At 72.5% G+C, this 19879-nt stretch carries 16 protein-coding genes, 1 tRNA gene and 1 pseudogene; 13 read left to right on the top strand and 5 right to left on the bottom strand.

The features are described from left to right. Window positions 1-125: 125 nt before the first annotated feature. Both NRF20_RS06915 and NRF20_RS06910 read right to left on the bottom strand, forming a co-directional pair. Window positions 126-1028, bottom strand: a complete 903-nt coding sequence (locus NRF20_RS06915; RefSeq protein ID WP_398632765.1) for a transketolase family protein — start codon at window positions 1026-1028, stop codon at window positions 126-128. A gap of 58 nt (window positions 1029-1086) precedes the next feature. After that, window positions 1087-1788, bottom strand: a complete 702-nt coding sequence (locus NRF20_RS06910; RefSeq protein ID WP_398632766.1) for a transketolase — start codon at window positions 1786-1788, stop codon at window positions 1087-1089. 127 nt (window positions 1789-1915) lie between these two features. Here NRF20_RS06910 and NRF20_RS06905 point away from each other — a divergent pair. Then, window positions 1916-1989 (top strand) — tRNA-Pro (locus NRF20_RS06905). Between the two features lie 255 nt (window positions 1990-2244). Beyond that, window positions 2245-2409, top strand: a pseudogene (locus NRF20_RS06900) (IS5/IS1182 family transposase); the annotation flags it as partial. Between the two features lie 73 nt (window positions 2410-2482). Here the strand turns inward: NRF20_RS06900 and NRF20_RS06895 are convergent. After that, window positions 2483-2845, bottom strand: coding sequence for a GtrA family protein (locus NRF20_RS06895; RefSeq protein ID WP_398632767.1), 363 nt, complete (start codon window positions 2843-2845; stop codon window positions 2483-2485). 450 nt (window positions 2846-3295) lie between these two features. On the opposite strand from NRF20_RS06895, the gene NRF20_RS06890 reads away from it, so the two are divergent. The 4 genes from NRF20_RS06890 (at window position 3296) to NRF20_RS06875 (ending at window position 7844) form a co-directional block, all read left to right on the top strand. After that, on the top strand, window positions 3296-4561 hold the full coding sequence (locus tag NRF20_RS06890; RefSeq protein WP_413754540.1) for a molybdopterin-dependent oxidoreductase: 1266 nt from the start codon (window positions 3296-3298) through the stop codon (window positions 4559-4561). A 2-nt stretch (window positions 4562-4563) separates the two neighbouring features. Further along, a complete protein-coding gene (locus NRF20_RS06885) occupies window positions 4564-5067 on the top strand; it encodes a hypothetical protein (protein WP_413754539.1) in 504 nt (167 codons plus the stop codon). Next, window positions 5064-5738 (top strand): methyltransferase domain-containing protein, encoded by a 675-nt coding sequence (locus NRF20_RS06880; protein ID WP_413752223.1) that lies wholly within the window; start codon window positions 5064-5066, stop codon window positions 5736-5738. Before NRF20_RS06885 ends, NRF20_RS06880 begins: the two co-directional genes overlap by 4 nt. Window positions 5739-5945: 207 nt before the next feature. Further along, the gene (locus NRF20_RS06875) at window positions 5946-7844 is read left to right on the top strand and encodes a glycoside hydrolase family 15 protein (protein ID WP_398632769.1); all 1899 of its coding nucleotides are present in this window, start codon (window positions 5946-5948) and stop codon (window positions 7842-7844) included. A 242-nt stretch (window positions 7845-8086) separates the two neighbouring features. Here NRF20_RS06875 and NRF20_RS06870 read toward each other — a convergent pair whose 3' ends face one another. Continuing rightward, window positions 8087-8464 (bottom strand): hypothetical protein, encoded by a 378-nt coding sequence (locus NRF20_RS06870; protein WP_413752222.1) that lies wholly within the window; start codon window positions 8462-8464, stop codon window positions 8087-8089. A gap of 277 nt (window positions 8465-8741) precedes the next feature. Here NRF20_RS06870 and NRF20_RS06865 point away from each other — a divergent pair, with 277 nt between their 5' ends. The 5 genes from NRF20_RS06865 to NRF20_RS06845 all read left to right on the top strand — a co-directional run bounded on the left by NRF20_RS06865 (window position 8742) and on the right by NRF20_RS06845 (window position 14156). After that, the gene (locus NRF20_RS06865) at window positions 8742-9107 is read left to right on the top strand and encodes a WXG100 family type VII secretion target (RefSeq protein ID WP_164494471.1); all 366 of its coding nucleotides are present in this window, start codon (window positions 8742-8744) and stop codon (window positions 9105-9107) included. 83 nt (window positions 9108-9190) lie between these two features. After that, window positions 9191-9505: a WXG100 family type VII secretion target gene (locus tag NRF20_RS06860; RefSeq protein ID WP_093545736.1), complete on the top strand. Its 315-nt coding sequence runs from the start codon at window positions 9191-9193 to the stop codon at window positions 9503-9505. 81 nt (window positions 9506-9586) lie between these two features. Next, on the top strand, window positions 9587-10933 hold the full coding sequence (locus NRF20_RS06855) for an EsaB/YukD family protein (RefSeq protein WP_398632771.1): 1347 nt from the start codon (window positions 9587-9589) through the stop codon (window positions 10931-10933). Window positions 10934-11024: 91 nt separating this feature from the next. Continuing rightward, window positions 11025-13742, top strand: a complete 2718-nt coding sequence (locus tag NRF20_RS06850) for a right-handed parallel beta-helix repeat-containing protein (protein WP_413752221.1) — start codon at window positions 11025-11027, stop codon at window positions 13740-13742. 90 nt (window positions 13743-13832) lie between these two features. Further along, window positions 13833-14156: a WXG100 family type VII secretion target gene (locus tag NRF20_RS06845; RefSeq protein ID WP_266430036.1), complete on the top strand. Its 324-nt coding sequence runs from the start codon at window positions 13833-13835 to the stop codon at window positions 14154-14156. Window positions 14157-14307: 151 nt separating this feature from the next. Here NRF20_RS06845 and NRF20_RS06840 read toward each other — a convergent pair whose 3' ends face one another. After that, the gene (locus tag NRF20_RS06840; protein ID WP_398632773.1) at window positions 14308-14937 is read right to left on the bottom strand and encodes a hypothetical protein; all 630 of its coding nucleotides are present in this window, start codon (window positions 14935-14937) and stop codon (window positions 14308-14310) included. A gap of 171 nt (window positions 14938-15108) precedes the next feature. Between NRF20_RS06840 and NRF20_RS06835 the strand changes: the two genes are divergently transcribed. Both NRF20_RS06835 and eccCa read left to right on the top strand, forming a co-directional pair. Then, entirely contained in the window at window positions 15109-15561 is a 453-nt protein-coding gene (locus NRF20_RS06835) for a WXG100 family type VII secretion target (RefSeq protein WP_398632774.1), read from the top strand. A 123-nt stretch (window positions 15562-15684) separates the two neighbouring features. Next, complete coding sequence (gene eccCa / locus NRF20_RS06830; RefSeq protein ID WP_413752220.1) at window positions 15685-19836, top strand: type VII secretion protein EccCa; 4152 nt, start codon at window positions 15685-15687, stop codon at window positions 19834-19836. Window positions 19837-19879: the final 43 nt, after the last annotated feature.

Below are 19879 nucleotides of genomic sequence, written 5' to 3'. Positions count from 1 at the left end.
AGAGTAGGTTCAGGTCTTGATGGGGTCAATGGACCGGGAGCGCACTCTGTGACTTCGTGGTGACTTCCTGCTCCCGGCGCTGCCGAGGGAGAGCGGTTGCCCCGGTCCGAGGGCCGCTGCCCCGGTCATCGGCGCAGGAAACCGCCGATCCGCTCCCGCAGCCCCCGCGGATCCAGACCATGGGCGGCGAGGTGCTCGTCCATTTCCCCGTACTTGCGCAGCTCGGCCCGCCCCACCCCGAGGCCCAGCACGCGGTGCGGCAGCTCGGCGAGCGCGTCATTGGCCGCGGCCGTGGACGTGCCTGCCAGATACGGTTCGACGATCACCACATCGGCCGCCCCGTGATCAGTGACCGCCCGCCGCAGCCCGGCCGCGTCGAAGGGGCGCACCGTCGTCGCGTACAGCACGGTCACATCGAGGCCGTCGGTCGCCGCGAGGACATTGTCGAGCATCGGCCCGACCGCGATCACCACCGCGCCCTCCCCCTCCCGCACCGTGGTGAACCCGGTCCCCGCGCCGACCGGTCGCGCCCGGTCGTTGGACTGCAGCGACAGCCGTACGTACACCTTGCCGTCCCCGGCCGCAGCCTGCCGCAGCAGCTCCTCGGCCTCGTCGGGGTGGCCCGGGACGTGCACCGTCCAGCCGTCGAGGGTGTCCATGAGAGCGACATCGCCCGGTGACATATGGGTGAAGCCGCCGGCCGGCCAGTCGTACGAGCCACCGGCACTCACCAGCACCCCGCCCACTCCCTGATGGCCGAAGTCCAGCTTGACCTGCTCGAACGGCCGCTCGACCAGAAAGCTGGCGAAGGTGTGCACGATCGGCCGCAGGCCGGTGAGCGCCATCCCGGCGCCCGTCCCGATCAGCAGCTGTTCCCTGATTCCCACATTGATGACCCGGTCCGGATGGGCCCGCGCGGCCCGGTCGAAGCCGTCCCGACTGATCTCGGCCAGCACCAGCGCGAGGCGGGGGTCCTCGTCCAGCAGCTGTGAGGTGGTCGAGATGAAGCGGTCACGCATCGTGTCCATGTGAAGTGTCCCTCTCCGGTTTCGTTGCTTCTGTCTCTTCGGTTTTCGCCCGGTGCGTTCAGCTCTTGGGGTCGACATGCGCGACCACGGCCCGCGGCCGCCCTGGGTGTGGTGCAGTGAAGGCCGCGTGCAACGCCTCGTGGTCCCGTCCGTCGACGGAGTCGACCGACCAGCCCGCAGCCTCGAACCGGGCCGCGATGCCACCGGGCCGGCCGTAGGACGCCGACGCGTTGTCGATCACCAGGGTGTGCAGCTGTTCCAGCCCGGCCGGGCCCGCGTAGGCGAGGGCCTCGTGATTGCTGCCCTCGTCCAGCTCGGCGTCCCCGATCAGCACCCACACCCTCGGGTCGGTCAGCCCCTGCGCCCGTAGACCGAGCGCGCTCCCCACGGCCAGCGGCAGCCCGTGCCCCAGCGACCCGCTGCCGATCTCGATCCCCGGCGCCAGCGTCCGGTCCGGGTGATGCCCGAGCGGCGAGTCGTACGCCCCGAACCCGGAGAGCAACTCCTCGCCGAAGAAGCCGTGCGCGGCCAGGACCGCGTAGTACGCCATCGGGCCGTGCCCCTTGGACAGCAGGAAACGGTCACGGTCGGGCGCGTCGGCGGTGCCGGGCGTCACCCGCAGCACCCGGTCGTACAGCACCCAGAGGGCATCCAGCGTGGAGGTCGCGGCGGGGCCGTGCTTCTCGTCCCCCGTCATCAGGCTCATCAGCCGGTTCATGTCGCGGTAGTCGCCCCTAGGCGCAGCGGTTGTGTTCGTCATGGATCCAGCGTTGAACATCAAGTTTGGTTGAGGTCAAGCCGGGAAAGGTGTTCGTGACCACCCGTCGAAGTGCGGTATTGTTCTCATGCGCGTTCGGCCAAGGGGAAACCCCAGGTCAGGCGGGTATCGGGACGTGGCGCAGCTTGGTAGCGCACTTGACTGGGGGTCAAGGGGTCGCAGGTTCAAATCCTGTCGTCCCGACTTGTGTTTTCGCAGGTCGCAGGCGGTATCGGAGAAATCCGGTACCGCCTTTCCGTGTTTCTTGGGGACCAGTTGGGGACCACGGGGTCCAGCGGCGCCGTCCTGCTGCCGGCTGGACGCGAGGGTGAGGGGTGTGCGGATGGGGTTGAGGTGTGCGGAGGGGTAGAAGGGCTTCGCCAGGCGCCTGCAGGGCATTGACCACGATTCCGCCCTGCCCCATGAGTTCAGTGGACAGCATCAGGCAGGGCGTCGTGTTCCTGGCAGAACGCCTTCCACCGCCTCGCCCGCTGCTACGAGCGGCGCGCCACTGTTATCGACGCGTTCTTCGACCTCGCCGACACGATCATCACCGCGCGTAGCCTGATCCGACAGGCATGGACGACTCACCGCTGGGCCGAACGCCCGAACCGCCGACCATGACCACACGCCAACCCGCGCGGGCTCTCACTCGCGGGGTCTCCTGACGGTGTGGCCGGCACGTATGTGTGAGGACTCAGCGGCGGTGGCCTCCGACGACGACCAGTCGCAGCAGGGTGAAGCGCGCCACGGTCACCAGAGCGAAGCTGGGTACTAGCACCAGGGTCTCTCGTGCAGGTGAGGCGGTGGGCCGGTAGTGGTGGAAGAGCAGGACTGCTCCGGATGTGACCAGGTATGCCAGGACGAACAAGGCGCCTGCCGCAAGGTGCGCCTGGACGGCACGGACCGGAGAGCCGCGGAAGGTCAGCCGCCGGTTCGCCTCGGTGTTGAGGACGGTGACGACGCCGAGCGAGGCGAGATTGGCCACGAGAGGAGGCGACCAGTGGCGCAGCACCCAGTACAGCAGGGCTTGACCCGCTGTGGAGGCGACGCCGATCACGAGGACCAGCCGGCCTGCCTGGTCAGGGTGGCGTGGCCGGGCCGGTCGGAGGCGCTGTGCCGTGCGCTGCGGCGTCGCACCTTTCCATCATGACCCGGGGCACGGGGACCTGGGGGACTGGCTGAAGCAGTTGTTCGACCGTTCGGCTGGTGACAGACACCCGCATGCACCTCAGGCCCGGTCAGCCGGCCTGGCCTGTGTCAGCTTGTGAATGTCTTGTCTGTCAGGCACGGGGCGAGGTATGGGACCGCCCCGTCGTAGAGGCCGCTCAGCGACTGGAGGAGAGGGCCGATGGAAAGTGGCGGACGGCCGTCGGGGCCGGCACCGTCCGGTGGGCCGCAACGTCGGGGATCGGACGGAGAGCGCACGCGGGCGTGGCGTGAGCGCATGGAGGCTGCTCTGGCGGCTGCCACCGCGCGTACCCGGGCGACAGCGCGGCGCATCGGCCAGATGCCCCCGCCACCGGGTCCGTTCCGTCCCGGGTTCTGGCGTAGTCCGATCCGCGGGCCCTGGCTGACCTCGGTGTTCGGCCTGGTGCTGCTGATCGGCATCCCGCCGCTGTTCGTCACCGGACTGCTCTCCTACGCCTCCTACAACCCCGGGCTGAGCCCCCTCAATGACAAGACTCCCGACAAGGGCGTGCTGGGCTTCTATCTGTTCAGCTGGCCCACGCACCCGTACTGGCTGTACCGGCTGCTCCAGGGCGTGCACGTGACGCTGGGTGTGGTCCTGGTGCCGGTGCTGCTGGCCAAGTTGTGGTCGGTGATCCCGAAGCTGTTCGAATGGCTGCCCGTGCGCTCCGTCGCCCATGGACTGGAGCGGCTGTCCTTGCTGATGTTGGTCGGCGGGGTCATCTTCGAGTTCGTCACCGGCATCCTCAACATCCAGCTCTACTACGTCTTCCCGGGCTCGTTCTACCGCCTGCACTTCTACGGCGCCTGGGTGTTCATCGCCGCATTCGTCGTCCACGTGGGCCTCAAACTCGCCCGGATGACACGTGCCCTGCGCTCTCGCAGTCTGAGCGCCGAACTGCGCACCGACCTCGCCCACACCCTGCCCGAACCCCCCGACCCCGACGGCCTGGTGGCAGCCGCCCCCGCCCCGCCGACGATGAGCCGCCGCGGCGCGGTGGGCATGGTGGGAGCGGGATCGTTACTCCTCCTCGCCGTGACCGCCGGACAGAGCATCGGCGGCCGGCTGCGCGGCACGGCGCTCCTCGCACCGCACAACCGCGATCCGGGCAGGAGCCCGAACGGCTTCCAGATCAACAAGACGGCGGCGGCCGTCGGTGTCACTCCCGCGCTCGTCGGACCGGACTGGCGGCTGGAGGTTCACGGACGCGGAGCGCCACTGGTCTTCACCCGCGAGCAGCTCCTGGCCATGCCGCAGCATGCCGCCGCACTGCCGATCGCCTGTGTGGAGGGATGGTCCACCGACGACCAGCACTGGAGCGGCCTACGGCTGGCCGACCTCGCCGCCATGACCGGCATGTCCGGCGCCGGAAGCGTCCTGGTCGAATCCATCCAACCGTCCGGCCCGTTCACCAGAGTGGTGCTGCGGGGCAACCAGATCCACGACCTCCGAGCGCTGCTCGCCCTCCGCGTCAACGGCGCACATCTCTCGCTCGACCACGGATACCCGGCCCGCATCATCGTCCCGGCCAACCCCGGTGTGAACAACACCAAGTGGGTCCACCGGCTCACCTTCAGGGCGTGACCATGGCGCGATTCGTCCGCTGGTACGGCTCAGGCCCCCTGCACCTTCTCGTCCTCATCGCCTCGTTGGCGCTCACCGGCTACGCCATGGTGCGCCTGTTCGCCGTCCGGCCGCTGGAGGTGGCGATCTGGTTCGTCGGCGCGGCCATCCTCCACGACTTGATCCTGCTGCCCCTGTACTCGCTGGCCGACTTGTCGGCGCTCTCCGTACTACGGCATCGCGCTACCGCCGGACCGACGGTGCCGTGGATCAACCACCTGCGCGTCCCCGCCTTCCTGGCCGGTCTGCTCCTGCTGGTCTGGTTCCCCCTCATCCTCCGACTGGCGGTCCCCTACCCCGGTTACACCGGGTTGTCCTACGACGTCTACCTCGGCCGATGGCTGGCGATCACCGGCGTGCTCTTCGCCGCCTCCGCAGTGGCCTTTGCGATCAGGCTTCGCCGCGTCCTCCTGGCCGCCCGCGCCGACGAGGAACGCCCACCGCTCGACCCCGACGGTCCCCCGTGACGACCGAGGAGAACCGACCCGCACGCCAGGACCCCTACGCACTGGCCCTGCGGACCGACGGCGGGCCGGTGTACCTACGGCTGACGGACGGACGGTGGACCTGGTTGCCGGTGCACCGCTGGTACGCACAACCCACCAGGGCCGACGAAACCCTGCTGGAGCGCTGCGCCGGCCCCGTGCTGGACGTCGGCTGCGGACCGGGCCGGCTGTGCAGGGCGCTCCTGCACCAGGGCATCTTCGCCGTCGGTATCGACGTTGCCCCGCGGGCGGTCGCCCGCACCATCGCTCTCGGTGGGACGGCACTGCGCCGGTCGGTGTTCGCCCCCCTTCCTGGTGAGGGAGCCTGGCAGACCCTCCTGCTGGCCGACGGGAACATCGGCATCGGCGGCGACCCCCGGGCCCTGCTCCAACGGTGTACACAGCTCATCGCACCGACGGGTGTCCTGCTCGTCGAGGTCGAGCCGATCGATGTTGCAGAGCGCTGTACCGCATGGGTGGAAGACACCCATGGCCATCGGGGTCCGCCGTTTCCCTGGGCACGTCTTGGCGCTCCGGCGCTCAGCCTCATCGCGCCAGAACTCGGCCTCGGCGTCACCGACGAGTGGCAGGGCGATCACCGGAGTTTCCTTGCACTGAGCCCTCAGTGCACTGCCCGGGGGCGTCCCAACTGATGGGGGATCGGCGATCCGGTTGCGAGGACATCGGCCGGGCTCCGGTGACTAACGAGCAGGTGGCCTCGCCGGATCGTGGCACTCCGCCATGACAACAGCGACGACGGGAGGTCCGGCCCGCCGATGGTGCCGCTCGAGTGAGGTCAGTTCGCTGCGCAGGGAGGCTGTGATGGATCACCGACCGGCACCTGAGGTGGGCCTGCCCCGATGGCGGCGGCTCAGACCGTCCTGGCCGAGCCCGGGGCAGACGGGCTGCGGTCGGTGAGCGCGCGACCGATCGGTGACCATGCCCTGCTGTCCGACTGCCGCTCGGCCGCGCTGGTCACCTCCGAGGGCTCGGTGGACTGGCTGTGCCTTCCCCGCTTCGACAGCCCGGCGATCTTCGCCCGGCTCCTCGACGAGGACGCCGGCCACTGGTCCATCCGTACCGCCGGACCCGCCGACGTCAGCCGCTGCTACGTCGAGGAGACCCTCGTCCTGGAGACGACCTTCCGGGCAACTGGCGGCACGGCAGTTGTACGCGATGCGCTCGCCCTGGGACGGCGCGAGCGCGGACACGCACTCGGCGAGGCCTCCCCCGGAATTCTGCTGCGTCAGGTCACCTGCACCGAAGGACATGTGACCCTCGACATCGCCTACGCGCCACGCCCGGAGTTCGGGCTGATCCATCCGCTCCTGACACCGGTCCGGGGCGGGCTCGCGGCGTACGGCGGCGCCCACGTGCTCCTGTTGTCCAGCCCCGTCGAGCTGATGGTAAGCGGTTCCACCGCGCACGGCCGGTTCACACTGCGGGCACCGGACCGCCTCGGCTTCGCATTGCATGTCGGGCCGGCGTGGGGAAGCGAGCCGGTGCGCTGGCGGGCGGGGCGCGTCCGGCGGCGCCTGAACGACACCGTCGAGGGCTGGCGCTCGTGGTCCCGGCAGCACCGGGGCTACGTCGGCCCCTGGCAGAACGAGGTGGCACACAGCGGACGCGTGCTGCGGGGACTGACCTTCGCCCCTACGGGAGCCATCGTGGCAGCGGCCACCACCTCACTGCCCGAACGCCCCGGTGGCACACGCAACTGGGACTACCGCTACACCTGGGTCCGCGACGCGAGCTTCACCCTCCAAGCACTCGCCACCGCCGCCTGCGAGAAGGAGAAGGACAAGTTCTTCGGCTTCCTCGCCCGCGCCGCGGCAACCCAGCTCCACCGCGGCGTGAACCTGCAGATCATGTACGGCATCGGCGGTGAACACGACCTCAGCGAGCGGCTGCTGCCCCACCTGGCCGGCTGGCGAGACAGCACCCCCGTGCGCACCGGGAACGACGCCTGGCGCCAACGCCAGCTCGACGTCTACGGCGAACTCCTCGACGCCGCCCACGAGACCCTCCCAACCGGAGAGCGCCTGGACCCACCCACCCGTGCCTTCCTGGTCGAGGCGGCCGACACGGCCGCCCGTCGCTGGACCGAGCCCGACCAGGGCATCTGGGAGAGACGCGGACCGAGCAGACACTTCCTGCACTCGAAACTGATGTGCTGGGTCGCCCTGGATCGCGCCATTGCCATGGCCCCGGCGCTTCAGGCCGACGAACACGTACCCCACTGGTGGCGTGAGCGGGACAACATCCGCCAAGCAGTCGAAGAGCGCGGCTGGAACGCCGGATTGGGGGCCTTCGCCCAGGCGTTCGGCAGTGACGAGCTGGACGCATCGGCGCTGATGCTGCCCATCGTCGGCTTCCTGCCTCCGCACGACCCGCGCGTCCTGTCGACCGTGCTGGCCGTCGCCACCCACCTCACCGACCGCAACGGCCTGGTCCGCCGCTACCTCGGCGACGAGATCGAGGAAGCGGAAGGAGCCTTCCTGCTGTGCACCTTCTGGCTCGCCCACGCTCTCGCCCTGACCGGTCATGTCGTCCATGCACGGCAGGTGTTCCAGACCGCCCTCGCACACGCCAACGATGTCGGCCTGCTCGCCGAGGAGACTGACCCCGTCACGGGAGAGGCCCTCGGCAACTTCCCTCAAGCTTTCAGCCACATCGGACTCATCAACGCCGCCCGCGCCATCCGCGATGCCGGGCAGCAACCCGCACCGCAAGGAACCGAACACCGGTCCCCGGCATGAATCGACGACTGCCGTGTGTACGCCGTCAGGGGGGCGGACCAGGCGCGGATGACTCATCCTGCGCGCCCGTCTCCCTAGCCAGCCCCAGGCCCCGCAGACAAGCAGGACACCGGCCCACCGACGCCAAGAATGAGACCGTCGAACGGCCGACGGGGCTGACGTGGCCGCTCCCTGAGGGCACTACGAATCGGCCGGAGTGCCTGGTCGTCGTCAGGAACTCCACCCGAGACGGATATCGTCACTCAGGCAAAGCCGCACATGGCATGAGCCTCCTCGGCGACAGTGGTACCCGGCGCCACCGCACCGTCCGCCGCCACCGCCTGCCCCTCGCCGTCCACGACGAAGCCCGCCGGGCCCACGCGGCCCTGCTCCGGCTGCGCAGCGGGGCGCACGACGAGGAGTTCCGCCGCGCCTGTCTCGCGGACACGGCCGAGTGGTACCCGGACATGGCAAGGACCCCCGATCTCGTCCTCCCCCTGGACCACCACCACGACGACGTCGCCCGCCGCGCGAAGGAGGCCGGCGAGCTGTGGCCCGACCTGGTCGTGGTCCCCGACCGTTCGCTTCCTCCTCGCCCAGCTCCTGTGGTGCCCCACGGCCGAGCACGCCCAACGGCTCACGGAGCTCTCCACACGCGCCCAGCGCCGACAACTCGCGCTCGTGGGGGAGACAGCGGAGAGGGAACCGCAGAGGGCGGTGTGAGGCGTGGCCCCGGGGGGCGGGTGAGCCGATCGGGCCCGTCCGTCCCCCCACCTCCGCTCGGGGCACGCGGTGGCGCGCGTGTGCCGCGTGTGCTCAGGGCTTGTCCAGGGGCTGCTCAGTGGCGTCCACCAGGGGCGGAGGGGGCCTGTGCGATGTTTGACTACATCAGGTAGCAGGTGAGAAGGGCGGATTCCCATGGCTGAACAGCCCGCTGTGAGCGTCGGCGGCGTCACGTACCGGGTGACTCCCGAGTACTTGGCCAACGCCTCCAGTAACACGGCCCGCACGGCGACCGAGATCGCGGGGCAACTCGCGGAGCTCAAGGCGTATGTGACGAGCCTGGAGGCGAGCTGGCAGGGCATCGCCCACACCCAGTTCCAGACCCTCATGGCCGAGTACGACGTCTACGCGCGAATGCTCCACGACGCGCTGGAGGGCATCTCCAAGGGCCTCCAGGGCAACTACGTGAACTACAAGGAATCCGAGCAGCAGAACCTCAACAACCTTGCCGCGCTCGGCCAGGACGTGCCGAAGATCCCGTCGGGGACCAACTTCAACTGATCCGCCGCCCCGGCCGGTTCGCGCACACCGCCCCCCGGCGGTCCGCGCGCGGCCACCGGGCCGGGCGCATCCGAGGAGGAGCCATGGCCGATATCGACGGCACACCGATCTACGTCGGTGAGGGACTCGCCGCCGCGGGCGGCACGCTCAACGCCAGGGCCGGGGAGATCTCCGGTGAACTCCAGGCGCTCAAGTCGCAGCTCGCGCCGCTCGCCGACGCCTGGCGCGAGAGCCAGGCCGCGACGTACTACCAGGATCTCCAGAACGAGTGGGACCTGGCCGCCGACGGCCTCTTCGGGCCCGACGGCGTGCTCGGCCGCATCGCGCAGGCCATGCATGTCAACTGGAACAACTACAGTGACGCCGAGTGGTCGAACATGTCGACCTGGCGGCACTGAACCCACCGCGGCCCGCGGGCCGGTGGCCTCATACGCCCACACCGAGGCGGCCTCGTACGCCCCACACCGAAGGAAACGTCCGTGCCCGATGAACGCTGCCGGGTCACCGTGGTCGGCGAGCGCAGGCGCGTCGACCTCGCGCTTCCCGCGCAGGCCCCCATCGCCGAGTACACCCCCCGGCTCGCCACCCTGTGCGGCCAGCCCGAGCCCGAGGACCTGGCTCCGGTCTGGTCGCTCGCCGAGTCGGGCGGCCTGCCCCTCGCCCCAGGCGTCTCGCTGGCGGCGGCGGGCATCCTCGACGGCGCCGTGCTCTACCTGCGCGACCAGCGCGCCTTTGAACGCGAGGAGTTGAGCGTCACCGACCTCGACGAGCAGGTCGCGGAGGCCCGGGGGGACGGCTCGCTGTGGAGCGCCCGCCGCCGTGCCCAGAGCGTCGTGCTCGCCGGGCTGTTCGTCATGTTCGCCTCGGCGGTGTGGCTCGGCGCGTACCGGCTCTCCGGCGCCTCCGCCGCCCTCGTCGCGGTCGCGGCGCTGGGCAGCGCGCTCCTCGCCTGGTACGCCACCCGCAAGAACTGGCCGCTGCCGCTCGCCGTGCGGCGGCTCATCGCGCTCGCCGCCTGCCCGTTGATGGCCTGCGCGGGGCTCGGCGCCCCGGTGCACGGGCCCGTCGCGACACCCGTGCTCGTCGCGGGTACGGCCGTGATCGGCGCGCTCGCCGGGCTCCTCGCGCTGCCCTCGGCCGCCACCGTGCTGCTCCAGCTGTTCACGCTCGTCGCCGCGGCGTTCGTGGTCCCGCTGACCGTCCTGCACGCCGGTCTCGCCGGTTCCGCCGCCGTGGTCGCGACGGTGCTGTTCCTGCTCGCCGGGCTCCTGCCCCGGGTCACCAGCCAGATCGCGGTGCTCGTCCCCTCGGGACGGGACACCGGCGCCGCCGTGATCGACTCCACCGACGTCGCGGACATCGTCCGCCGCGGCAACCGGCTGCTGACCACGCTCAGCGCCGTGTCCGCCGCCGGTCTGGCCGCCGCGCTGCTCGTCCTCGCCGCACACGACGACGTCTACGGCCTCGCGCTCGCCGCTTGCGTGAGCCTCGGCCTGCTTCTCCACGCCGGGACCGTCCGGGTGCTCAGCGCCGTCGCCCCCCAGCTCGCGGCCGGTGTCGTGGGACTGCTGGCGCTCGCCGTGCGCGTCCCCGAGTACGCCCTCGACTCGCGGACGGCCGGGCCGCTGGCCGCCTTCCTCGCCGGGCTCGTCCTGCTCGCCTGCGGTCTCTTCCTCGCCTTCGGCGCGGCCCTGCGCCCCGTCGAGCAGGAGCGCCCGAGCTGGCCGGGCGGCCTCGCGACCTTCCTCGCGGTCGTCTGCGTGCCGCTCGCCGCCGGGGTCTTCGGCCTCTTCGACAAGCTGGCCAACCTCGGGAGCAGCCTGTGACGGTCCGTCAGGGGCGCGGCTTTCCCGTACCTTCCCCGTCAGCCGCCCCGTCCGGCGGCCACCGGACGGGGGCCCGGCGGAGGCAGGCACGGTGAGGCTCGCCGCAGAGCGCGTGGCGCCCGGGAGCTGGGGCGGCCACCGCACGATCGGGGCGGCGGTACGGGCGGCGAAGCCCGGCGCCCTGATCACCGTCCAGGCCGGTACCTACACCGAGAGCCTGGTGCTCGACAAGGACGTCAGCCTCGTCGCCAAGGGCACCGTGCGGCTCGTCGCCGCCCGGGGGCCCGCCCTCACCGTGCACGCGGGCCGCGCCGAGGTGCGGGGCTTCGCCCTCGAATCCGACGCCCCCCGGGACCCCGTCGTCCTGCTGCGCGGCGGCGAGCCGGTGCTGCGCGACTGCGAGATCACCGGCGGGCGCGTCGAGATCGCCGGGACGACGAGCGCCCGGCTCGGCGGCTGCACCGTGCGGCGCGCCGGGGCGGCGGCGGTCCGCCTGACCGGCACCGGCCACGCCGTCCTGGAGGACGTGACGCTCGCCGGGTGCACCGGTGAGGGCCTGCGCGTGGAGGACGAGGCACGGGCCGAGGTCTCCGACTCCCTGATCGACGGCGTCACCGGGCACGGTGTCCTGGTGAGCGGCGGGGCGCACGTACGCCTGAGCCGCTGCGAGGTGCGCGCCAGCGGCGAGTCGGCCGTCCTCGTCGGCGGCCACGCCACCGCGAGCCTCGACGAGTGCCGCCTCCACGGGGCGGGCGGCCAGGGCCTGTGGACGCGCGGCACGGCGGGCCGTCGCGCCCCCGCGGCAGAGGGCGCCGCGCACGAGGCCGGGGACCCGGGCCACGGGGTGCGGCTGCGGGACTGCGAGATCTTCCGCACCGCCGGTGCCGGGGTCCTCGCGGAGGACGGCAGCGCGGTCCGCCTCCACGGCTGCCACGTGCACCACACCGAGGGCGCCGCCGTGCTCGTCACGGGCGAGGCCGGTGGCGAACTCGTCTCCGTACGGGCCGTCGACTGCGCCGACAGCGCCCTCGTCGTGAGCGCCGCCGGGCAGGTCACCGCGCGGGACTGCACCTTCGCCCGTACCGGCGCCAACGGCGTCTACGCGGTGGGCGAGCCGGACCTCGCGCTGACCGGCTGCACCGTGCGCGACACCGCCTACACGGCCGTCCACCTGGGCGGCTCGGCACGCCTGAGCGCCGGCGACTGCACCGTCACCGGCACCCCCGAGTACGGTCTGCGGGTCACCGCGCGCGCCGAACTCCTCGCGACGGGCTGCGAGGTGAGCGGCGCCGAACTCGCCGGAGTGGTGGTCGAGGACGGCGACGCCGCCCTGCGCGACTGCCGCGTCTCCGGCGGCCGGGACGGTGTCCGGCTGCGCACCAGCCACCGCCCGCTGCTCGCGCGGTGCGCGATCGAGGGCAGCGCCGAGACGGGCGTCAGGGTCGGCCCGGGGACCGGTGCCCGGCTGGAGAACGTGACCGTCACCGGCAGCGGCGGCGCGGGCCTGCTCCTCGAGGAGGACAGCACGGCCGTGATCGAGGACGGCATCGTGGACGCCCCCGGCGGCAGCGGGGTCGTCGTCCGCGCCGGTGCCAGGCCCGAGGTGCGCGGCCTCACCGTCGAGGGGGCGGCGAAGAACGCGCTCTACGTCGACGAGGGCGGCGCGGGCCGCTACGAGGACTGCCGGCTCACCGGCAGCCGCTTCCCCGCCGTCTACGCCGCCGCCCGCTCCCGCGTCCTGCTGCGCCGCTGCGCCGTCACCGGCACCGAGACCGACCTGCTGCGCGCCGAGGACGCCGAGGTGCGCGCCGAGGACTGCCACGTCGAGGACGTCGCGGAGCCGCTGCTGCCCTCGCTCGCGCCGCCGGGCGAGGCGCGCGCCGTCCTCACGGCCGTGCCCGCGCACCGCGCCCCCGCGAGGACCGGGCCGGGCGAGGACGAGGAGGGCGCTCGCGACCCCGAGGAGGCCGCGGCCAAACTCGCCAAACTCCACGCCGAACTCGACCGCCTGGTCGGGCTCGACGGCGTCAAGCGCGAGGTGCTGACGCTGACCAGGCTCATGCAGATGGTCAAGGTGCGCCAGGACGCCGGGCTCGCCCCGCCGCCGCTCAGCCGCCACCTCGTCTTCGCGGGGAACGCCGGTACCGGCAAGACCACCGTCGCCCGGCTCTACGGCGGCTTCCTCGCCGCCCTCGGCCTGCTCAGCCGCGGTCACCTCGTGGAGACCGACCGCGGCGACCTCGTCGGCGAGTACGTGGGCCACACGGCGCCCCGTACGACCGCCGTCTTCAAGCGCGCCCTCGGCGGGGTCCTCTTCATCGACGAGGCGTACTCCCTCGTCCCGCAGGGGCAGATGACGGACTTCGGCTCCGAGGCCGTCGCGACGCTCGTCAAGCTCATGGAGGACCACAGGGACGAGGTCGTCGTCATCGTCGCGGGCTACCCGAGCGAGATGGACCGGCTCCTCGGCTCCAACGCGGGCCTCGCCTCGCGCTTCACCCGCACCCTCCACTTCGACGACTACTCCCCGCCCGAACTGGTGCGCATCGTGCAGTACCAGGCCGCGCGGCACGAGTACACCTGCGCGCCCGAGACCGTGGAAGCGTTGCACGACTACTTCGAGACCCTGCCGCGCGGCGAGCGCTTCGGCAACGGGCGCAGCGCGCGGCAGGTCTTCCAGCGGATGACCGAGCGGCACGCCGCGCGCGTCGCGGAACTCGACCTCAGCCCCGCCGGACTGGCCGCCGCCGAGCCCGACCTGCTCACGACGCTGCGGACGGCCGACCTCCCGCCCGAGGGCGCGCTGTGACCGGCGCGCCCCTTCCCCCCGCGCGCGTCCCGTACGCCGCGCCGCGACCGCAGACCCCGGAGGACCGGGGGAGAGGCAGGTGTGCCACGGATGGCTGAGGAGATCACGTTCGAGGAGTTCAAGGCGGACCTCGCCGAACTGAGGGACACGCTCGGCTACGTGCGCAAGGCGTCCGGGCTGGTCACCGAACTCATGCAGGAGATCGACCACGCCATGAAGGGCGTCGGCGAGCACTGGAACACCCCGGCCTACGGGACCTTCGACGAGATCGAGTCCTGGTTCCACAAGTGCCAGCACGACCTGGAGCGGGTCCTCGCCGACATCGTCGTCAAGATGCAGACGAGCTACGACAACTACCACGCCGCCGAGGAACAGAACGAGAAGAACCTGCACGGCGGGGGCTCCCATGGCTGAGCGCTCGCACCGCGCCGCCGGTACGGCCGTGCCGCGCGGGGCGCTCGCCGCGCCCGGGGCGCCGCTGCCCGTACGGCCGCGAGCGGGCGCCGTGCCGCGCCGCCGCCCCGCGCGGCACGCGGGGCGGGGCGGGGCCGGGCACGCGCCCCGCTCAACCGGCGGGCGGCGGCGGGAAGCGCGACTCGCGGTCGGTGTGCGCGTACACCTGCCCGGAGTGGTTGAGCAGGGCGATGTACTCGCCGAACTTCTCCAGCGCCGAGCCCACCTGAAGCAGCGCGCGCTCCATCGCCGGGTTCATCTCGGCGGCGAACTCCCGGGCGGCCGGGGCGAAGGGGTTGTCCGAGTCCTCTTGCGGCGGCTTGTAGCCGCTGGCCAGGCTCGTGTGCCCCTCACCGGTGTCGGCCTTGTCCTTCGCGGTCTGGCCGAAGACGGTGTCCTTGACCGAGGCGACGTGCGCGCGCACCTCCTCGTACTTCGCGACCGCCTCGCGCGCCTCGACGAGCATGGACTTCTCCGCCGTGCGCAGCGAGGCGAGGTCCACGCGCAGGTTTCCGGAGGGCGGTCCCGGCTTCGGCTCGGGGGGATTGGAGCCGCTGCTGTTGACGTCCTTCGGGTCGAGATTGAAGGAGGGCGGGGTGTCCCAGACGACCTTGTCCTCCGGGACCAGGCCGCTGAGGTCCTTGCCGTTGTCGGCACTCGGCTCCGGGTCCTTGCCGTCGGCCGGTTCCTCCGGCTCGGGCAGGGGCGTCGTGTCGTACTTGGAATCTATCGGGCCGCTCACGGTCTCTCCCTCGTCTGTCCGGCACCGTCCCGGTGGCACGCCGGCCGGGGACCGGTCCCCGGGAACTCTGCCAGGTTTATCACTTGTGTGCGGAATTGTCAGTGCGGACGCGGTGGCGAGTACGGGAACAAGTCCCGTACCGGGCACCGGGTTTCGCCGGAAAGGTGCGGCATGGCCGATAACGGCAAGACCGACTACGACACCTCCCTCCTCGACGTCTCCCCCCAGGGGATGGCGTCCTCGGCCAAGCGGCTCCTCGACCTGAGCAAGGAGGTCTCGGAGACCACCCGGGCCATCGGCGACCGGATCTTCGGGCTGCGCCTGCGCTGGGAGGGCAAGGCAGCCGCCGACGCCCAGGCCGTCGTGGACGAGTGGAACCGCGTGATGCGCGAGCTGTTCGGCTTCAAGGACGACCCGACGCCCGCCGTCCTGCCCACCCTCGCCGACGGCGTCGGGAGCGCCGAACACAACTACAGCCTCGCCGAGGACGGCATCACCGGCGCCTTCGGCAAGTTCCACGACGCGCTGACCGGCGGCGGGGACGGGGAGGACCCCAAGGACACCCCGCCCGGCGCGGAGACCGACACCAACAAGACGGCGATCACCATGACCTTCCCCCACTGAGCCGCGGCGCCCGTGACCGCGCGGGCGCCCCGCGTCCGCCCCCGCGCGCACCCGTGCCCCCGCCAGGGCCGCGCCCGCGCCCGCGCCCCGCTCCGTCCGCCGACAGCCCGCTAGGCAGCCACCGTGAGTCGAATCCCCTTCCACCGCCCCGTCCGTATGACGCCGCCCCCCGTGCCGGAGGGCGGGACGACCCTCGCCGCCCCGCCCCAGCGACCCCAGCCGCAGGGCGCGGCGGGCTGGCTCATGCTCCTGCTGCCGCTGCTCTCCAGCGTCAGCATGGCGGCCTACATGGTCGCCTACGGGCGGGCCTGGATGATCCTGCTCGGCATGGCCTTCGTCGTGGTCTCCATCGGCATCACCATCGGCGTCCGGATGCAGTTGCGCGGCAGCCGCCGCCGCAACCAGTTCCGCCAGCGCGAGCGGTACATGGAGTACCTGTCGGGGATGCGCAAGCAGGCGCTGCACTCGCGCGCCGAGCAGCGCGCCGCCGACGCCTGGCGGCACCCGCACCCCGACCGGCTGTGGGCGCTGGCAACACGCCGCCGCCGGGTGTGGGAACGCCGCCCCGGCGACGACGACTTCCTCCGCCTGCGCCTCGGCACCGGCACCGTGCCGCCCGCCGCGCCGCTGCGCCTGCCCGAGCAGAGCGACCCGACCGTCGAGCTCGACACCGCCTGCCGCCACGCCGCCGTCGAACTCGTCGGCCAGCACGCCGCCGTCGACGACCAGGCCGCCTGGCTCGACCTCGGCAACTCCGGCGTCGTCAGCCTCCTCGGCCCCCGCGCCCGGGGCCGGGAACTCGCCCAGGCACTCCTGCTCCAACTCTCCGTGCTGCACGCCCCCGACGACGTACGCGTCGCCGTCGTCACCGGCGGGCACTCCGCCTGGGACTGGGCGAAGTGGCTGCCGCACGCGCAACCGGCCGAGCAGGAGGGCGGGGCGCGCGAGCAGGAGGTCGTGCCGATGCTCGCCGACGACCTCACCGGACTCAACGACCACCTCCGCGCCGTCCTCGACCAGGCCGTCACGGCCCGCGCCGAGCGCGGCAACCGGCTGCTCACCCAGCGCGGTGCCGCCGCGCGACGGCACCTCGTCGTCTTCATCGACGACTACGAGCCCGAGGCCGTCTGGGCCCTTTCCGCGCTCCTCAACGAACTCCTCACCGAGGCCGGACCCGAGATCGGCCTGCACCTCGTGTGCCTCGTGGACGAGGAAGGCTCGGAGCCGGGCCGCGTCGACGTCCGCGCCCGTACGAACGCGCGGGGCGGACTCGTCCTGGAGGGCCGGGACCCGGCCCTGCACACGAGCGTCGAGAAGGCGAGCGCCGACGAGATCGCCCCCGGCGTCCTGGAGGCCGCCGCCCGCGCCCTCGCCCCGCTCCAGCTCTCCGGCGAGCGCGAGCAGGTCCTCTCCGCGCACGTCTCCCTCTCCGGAATGCTCGGCATCCCCGACATCGCCTCCTTCGACCCGGCCGACCGGCGCCGGGCCCCCGACGACCGGGACCTGCTCAGCGCCCCCATCGGCGTCACCGGCACCGGCGAACCCCTCGTCCTGGACCTCAAGGAGTCCGCGCAGGGCGGTGTCGGGCCGCACGGCCTCGTCGTCGGCGCCACCGGCTCCGGCAAGAGTGAACTGCTGCGCACCCTCGTCACGGGGCTCGCGCTGGTGCACTCCCCGGAACACCTCGCCTTCGTCCTGGTCGACTTCAAGGGCGGCGCGACCTTCGCCGGGGTCACCGAACTCCCGCACGTCTCCGGTCTCATCACCAACCTCGCCGACGACCTCGCCCTCGTGGACCGGATGCGCCAGGCGCTCCAGGGCGAGCAGCAGCGCCGCCAGCGGATGCTGCGCGAGGCCGGGAACGCCGACTCGGTGCGCGAGTACCAGCTGCGCCAGGCGGCGGGCGGCACCGACTCCGAGGGCAGGCCGCTCGAACCGCTGCCGCACCTGCTGATCGTCGTCGACGAGTTCGGTGAACTCCTCTCCCAGCGACCCGACTTCATCGACCTGTTCGTCCAGATCGGGCGCGTGGGCCGATCGCTCGGTATGCACCTGCTGCTCGCCACCCAGCGCCTGGAGGAGGGGCGCCTGCGGGGCCTTGAGTCCCACCTCTCGTACCGGATCGGACTGCGCACCTTCAGCGCCGCCGAGTCCCGGGCCGTCCTCGGCACCCCGGACGCCTACAGCCTGCCCGCCATCCCCGGCTCGGCCTACCTCAAGGTGGACGAGACGGTGTACGAGCGTTTCCGCGTCGCCCACGTCTCCGCGCCCTACCGAGGCTTCGACCCCGACGCGTCCCCCGCGGCCCTCGCCCCGGTGCCCTTCGCCGTGCACGGCGAACTCGCACCGCTCGCGCCCGAGGCGGAGGAGAAGCCCGCCTGGGAGTGGACCGGGACGGGCGGTACGACCGAACTCGCCCTCGCCGTCGAGCGCGTGCTCACCAAGGACACCCCCGGCCACCAGGTGTGGCTGCCCCCGCTGCCCGCGCACTTCGGTCTGCTGCCGCTGCTCGGTGAGCCCGAGGAGGACCCGGAGCGCGGGCTCGTCGGCCCGCTGTGGCCGCTCCCGGGGAGCCTCAAGTTCCCGGCCGGTGTCATCGACGTACCGGCACGCCAGGAACAGCGCCCCATCGGCATCGACCTCACGGGCCGCCAGGGGCACCTCGCCCTCGTCGGCGCCCCGCAGAGCGGGAAGTCCACCTTCCTGCGCACCGCGATGCTGAGCGCGATGCTCACCCACACCCCCGACGAACTCCAGTTCTACGCGATCGACATGGGCGGCGGCACTCTCCACGGGCTCGCCGACGCCCCGCACGTCGCGGGCATCGCCGGACGCCGCGACGAGGAACGCGTACGCCGGGTGCTCGCCGAGGTCGGCCGGATCGTCACCGCCCGCGAGACGATGTTCCGCGACCTGCGCATCCAGTCCGCGGCCGACCTGCGCGCCCGCCGCGTGAGCGGCGAACTGCCCGAGGGCGTACGGGCCGCCGACGTCGTCCTCGTGGTCGACAACTGGGCCGCGCTGCACGCCGCGGAGGATGAGGCCGCCGCCACGCTCACCGACATCGCCGCGCGCGGTCTCGGCGTCGGCGTCCACCTGTGGCTCACCGCGAACCGCTGGGCCGAGATCCGTGTCGGGCTGCGCGACAGCATCCCCGGCCGCCTCGAACTGCGCCTCAACGACCCCGCCGAGTCCGAGATCAACCGCCAGGCCGCCCGCGCGCTCGGCCAGAGCGTCCCGGGCCGGGGCATCCTGCCGCCCGGCCTCACCCACCACGTCGCGCTGCCCCGTCTCGACGGCGTCGACTCCGTGGACGGACTCGCGGAGGCGGAACGCGCGCTCGTCGCCCGGATCGCCGCGAGTTGGAAGCGGCCCTCGGCCCCGGCGCTGCGCGTCCTGCCGCAGCGGGTCACCGTCCGCGAACTGGCCGCCGCCGCCGTGCCCGTGCCCGCCGACCACTGGGAGGGCCACGGCCCGGCCCTCACCGGCCGCGAGGTGCCCATCGGGCTGCGCGAGTCCGACCTCACCCCCGTCGGCCTCGATCTCACGTCCGGCGAGCCGCACTTCGTGGTCCTCGGTGACTCCGGCTCCGGCAAGACCGCCTTCCTGCGCGCCTGGATGCGCGGCCTCGCCGCCCGCCACTCCGCGCGCGACGCCCGCTTCATGGTGGTCGACTACCGGCACAGCCTCCTCGACGTCGTCCCGCCCGAGTACATCGGCGCGCGCGGCGGCAACGCCGACCTCGTCGCCGGGCAGGCCCAGGCCCTCGCGGAGACCCTGCGCAACCGGATGCCCCCGCCGGACGTCACGGCCGCCGAACTGGCCGGGCGCACCTGGTGGCAGGGGCCCGAACTGTACGTCGTCGCCGACGACTACGACCTCGCTGCCGGCGGCATGGGGCAGGGCCCGCTGGCCCCGCTCGCCCCGTTCATCCCGCAGGCCGAGGAGCTTGGCTTCCACCTCGTCCTGGCCCGCAGGGTCGGCGGCGCGGGGCGTGCCCTCCTCTCCGACCCGCTGCTGAGCAAGCTCAAGGAGAACGGCACGAGCGGGCTGCTGCTTTCCGGCGACCACCGCGAGGGCGTCCTCATCGGTGAGCAGCGCGCCCGGCGCGGCGAGCCGGGACGCGGTCTCCTCGTGCGCCGGGACCAGGGCCCCACCGTCGTCCAGATCGCCCTCGACGAGCGCGACCTTCCGGAGGAGGCCGCCGGGGACCCGGCCGCCGCCCCCCGGGAGGACGGCCCGCCGCACCACGAACCCGTCGCCGCCCGCAGCTGACCGCGCCGGTCGCGGGGCCCGCCGGCCCCGCGTCCGTCCTCGC

The organism is Streptomyces sp. R-74717 (assembly GCF_047305335.1).
GTDB classification, from domain to species: Bacteria; Actinomycetota; Actinomycetes; order Streptomycetales; family Streptomycetaceae; genus Streptomyces; species Streptomyces atratus.
The sequence above is the reverse complement of the archived record's forward strand: the minus strand, read 5'-3'. Positions and strand labels throughout refer to the sequence as shown.

What these genes read in the sequence shown, in the direction of transcription:
- NRF20_RS06915 (WP_398632765.1), bottom strand. Translation starts at nt 1,028, where the DNA reads ATGGACACGATGCGTGACCGCTTCATCTCGACCACCTCACAGCTGCTG.
- NRF20_RS06910 (WP_398632766.1), bottom strand. Translation starts at nt 1,788, where the DNA reads ATGACGAACACAACCGCTGCGCCTAGGGGCGACTACCGCGACATGAAC.
- NRF20_RS06890 (WP_413754540.1), top strand. Translation starts at nt 3,296, where the DNA reads ATGCCCCCGCCACCGGGTCCGTTCCGTCCCGGGTTCTGGCGTAGTCCG.
- NRF20_RS06885 (WP_413754539.1), top strand. Translation starts at nt 4,564, where the DNA reads ATGGCGCGATTCGTCCGCTGGTACGGCTCAGGCCCCCTGCACCTTCTC.
- NRF20_RS06875 (WP_398632769.1), top strand. Translation starts at nt 5,946, where the DNA reads ATGGCGGCGGCTCAGACCGTCCTGGCCGAGCCCGGGGCAGACGGGCTG.
- NRF20_RS06865 (WP_164494471.1), top strand. Translation starts at nt 8,742, where the DNA reads ATGGCTGAACAGCCCGCTGTGAGCGTCGGCGGCGTCACGTACCGGGTG.
- NRF20_RS06860 (WP_093545736.1), top strand. Translation starts at nt 9,191, where the DNA reads ATGGCCGATATCGACGGCACACCGATCTACGTCGGTGAGGGACTCGCC.
- NRF20_RS06845 (WP_266430036.1), top strand. Translation starts at nt 13,833, where the DNA reads ATGGCTGAGGAGATCACGTTCGAGGAGTTCAAGGCGGACCTCGCCGAA.
- NRF20_RS06835 (WP_398632774.1), top strand. Translation starts at nt 15,109, where the DNA reads ATGGCCGATAACGGCAAGACCGACTACGACACCTCCCTCCTCGACGTC.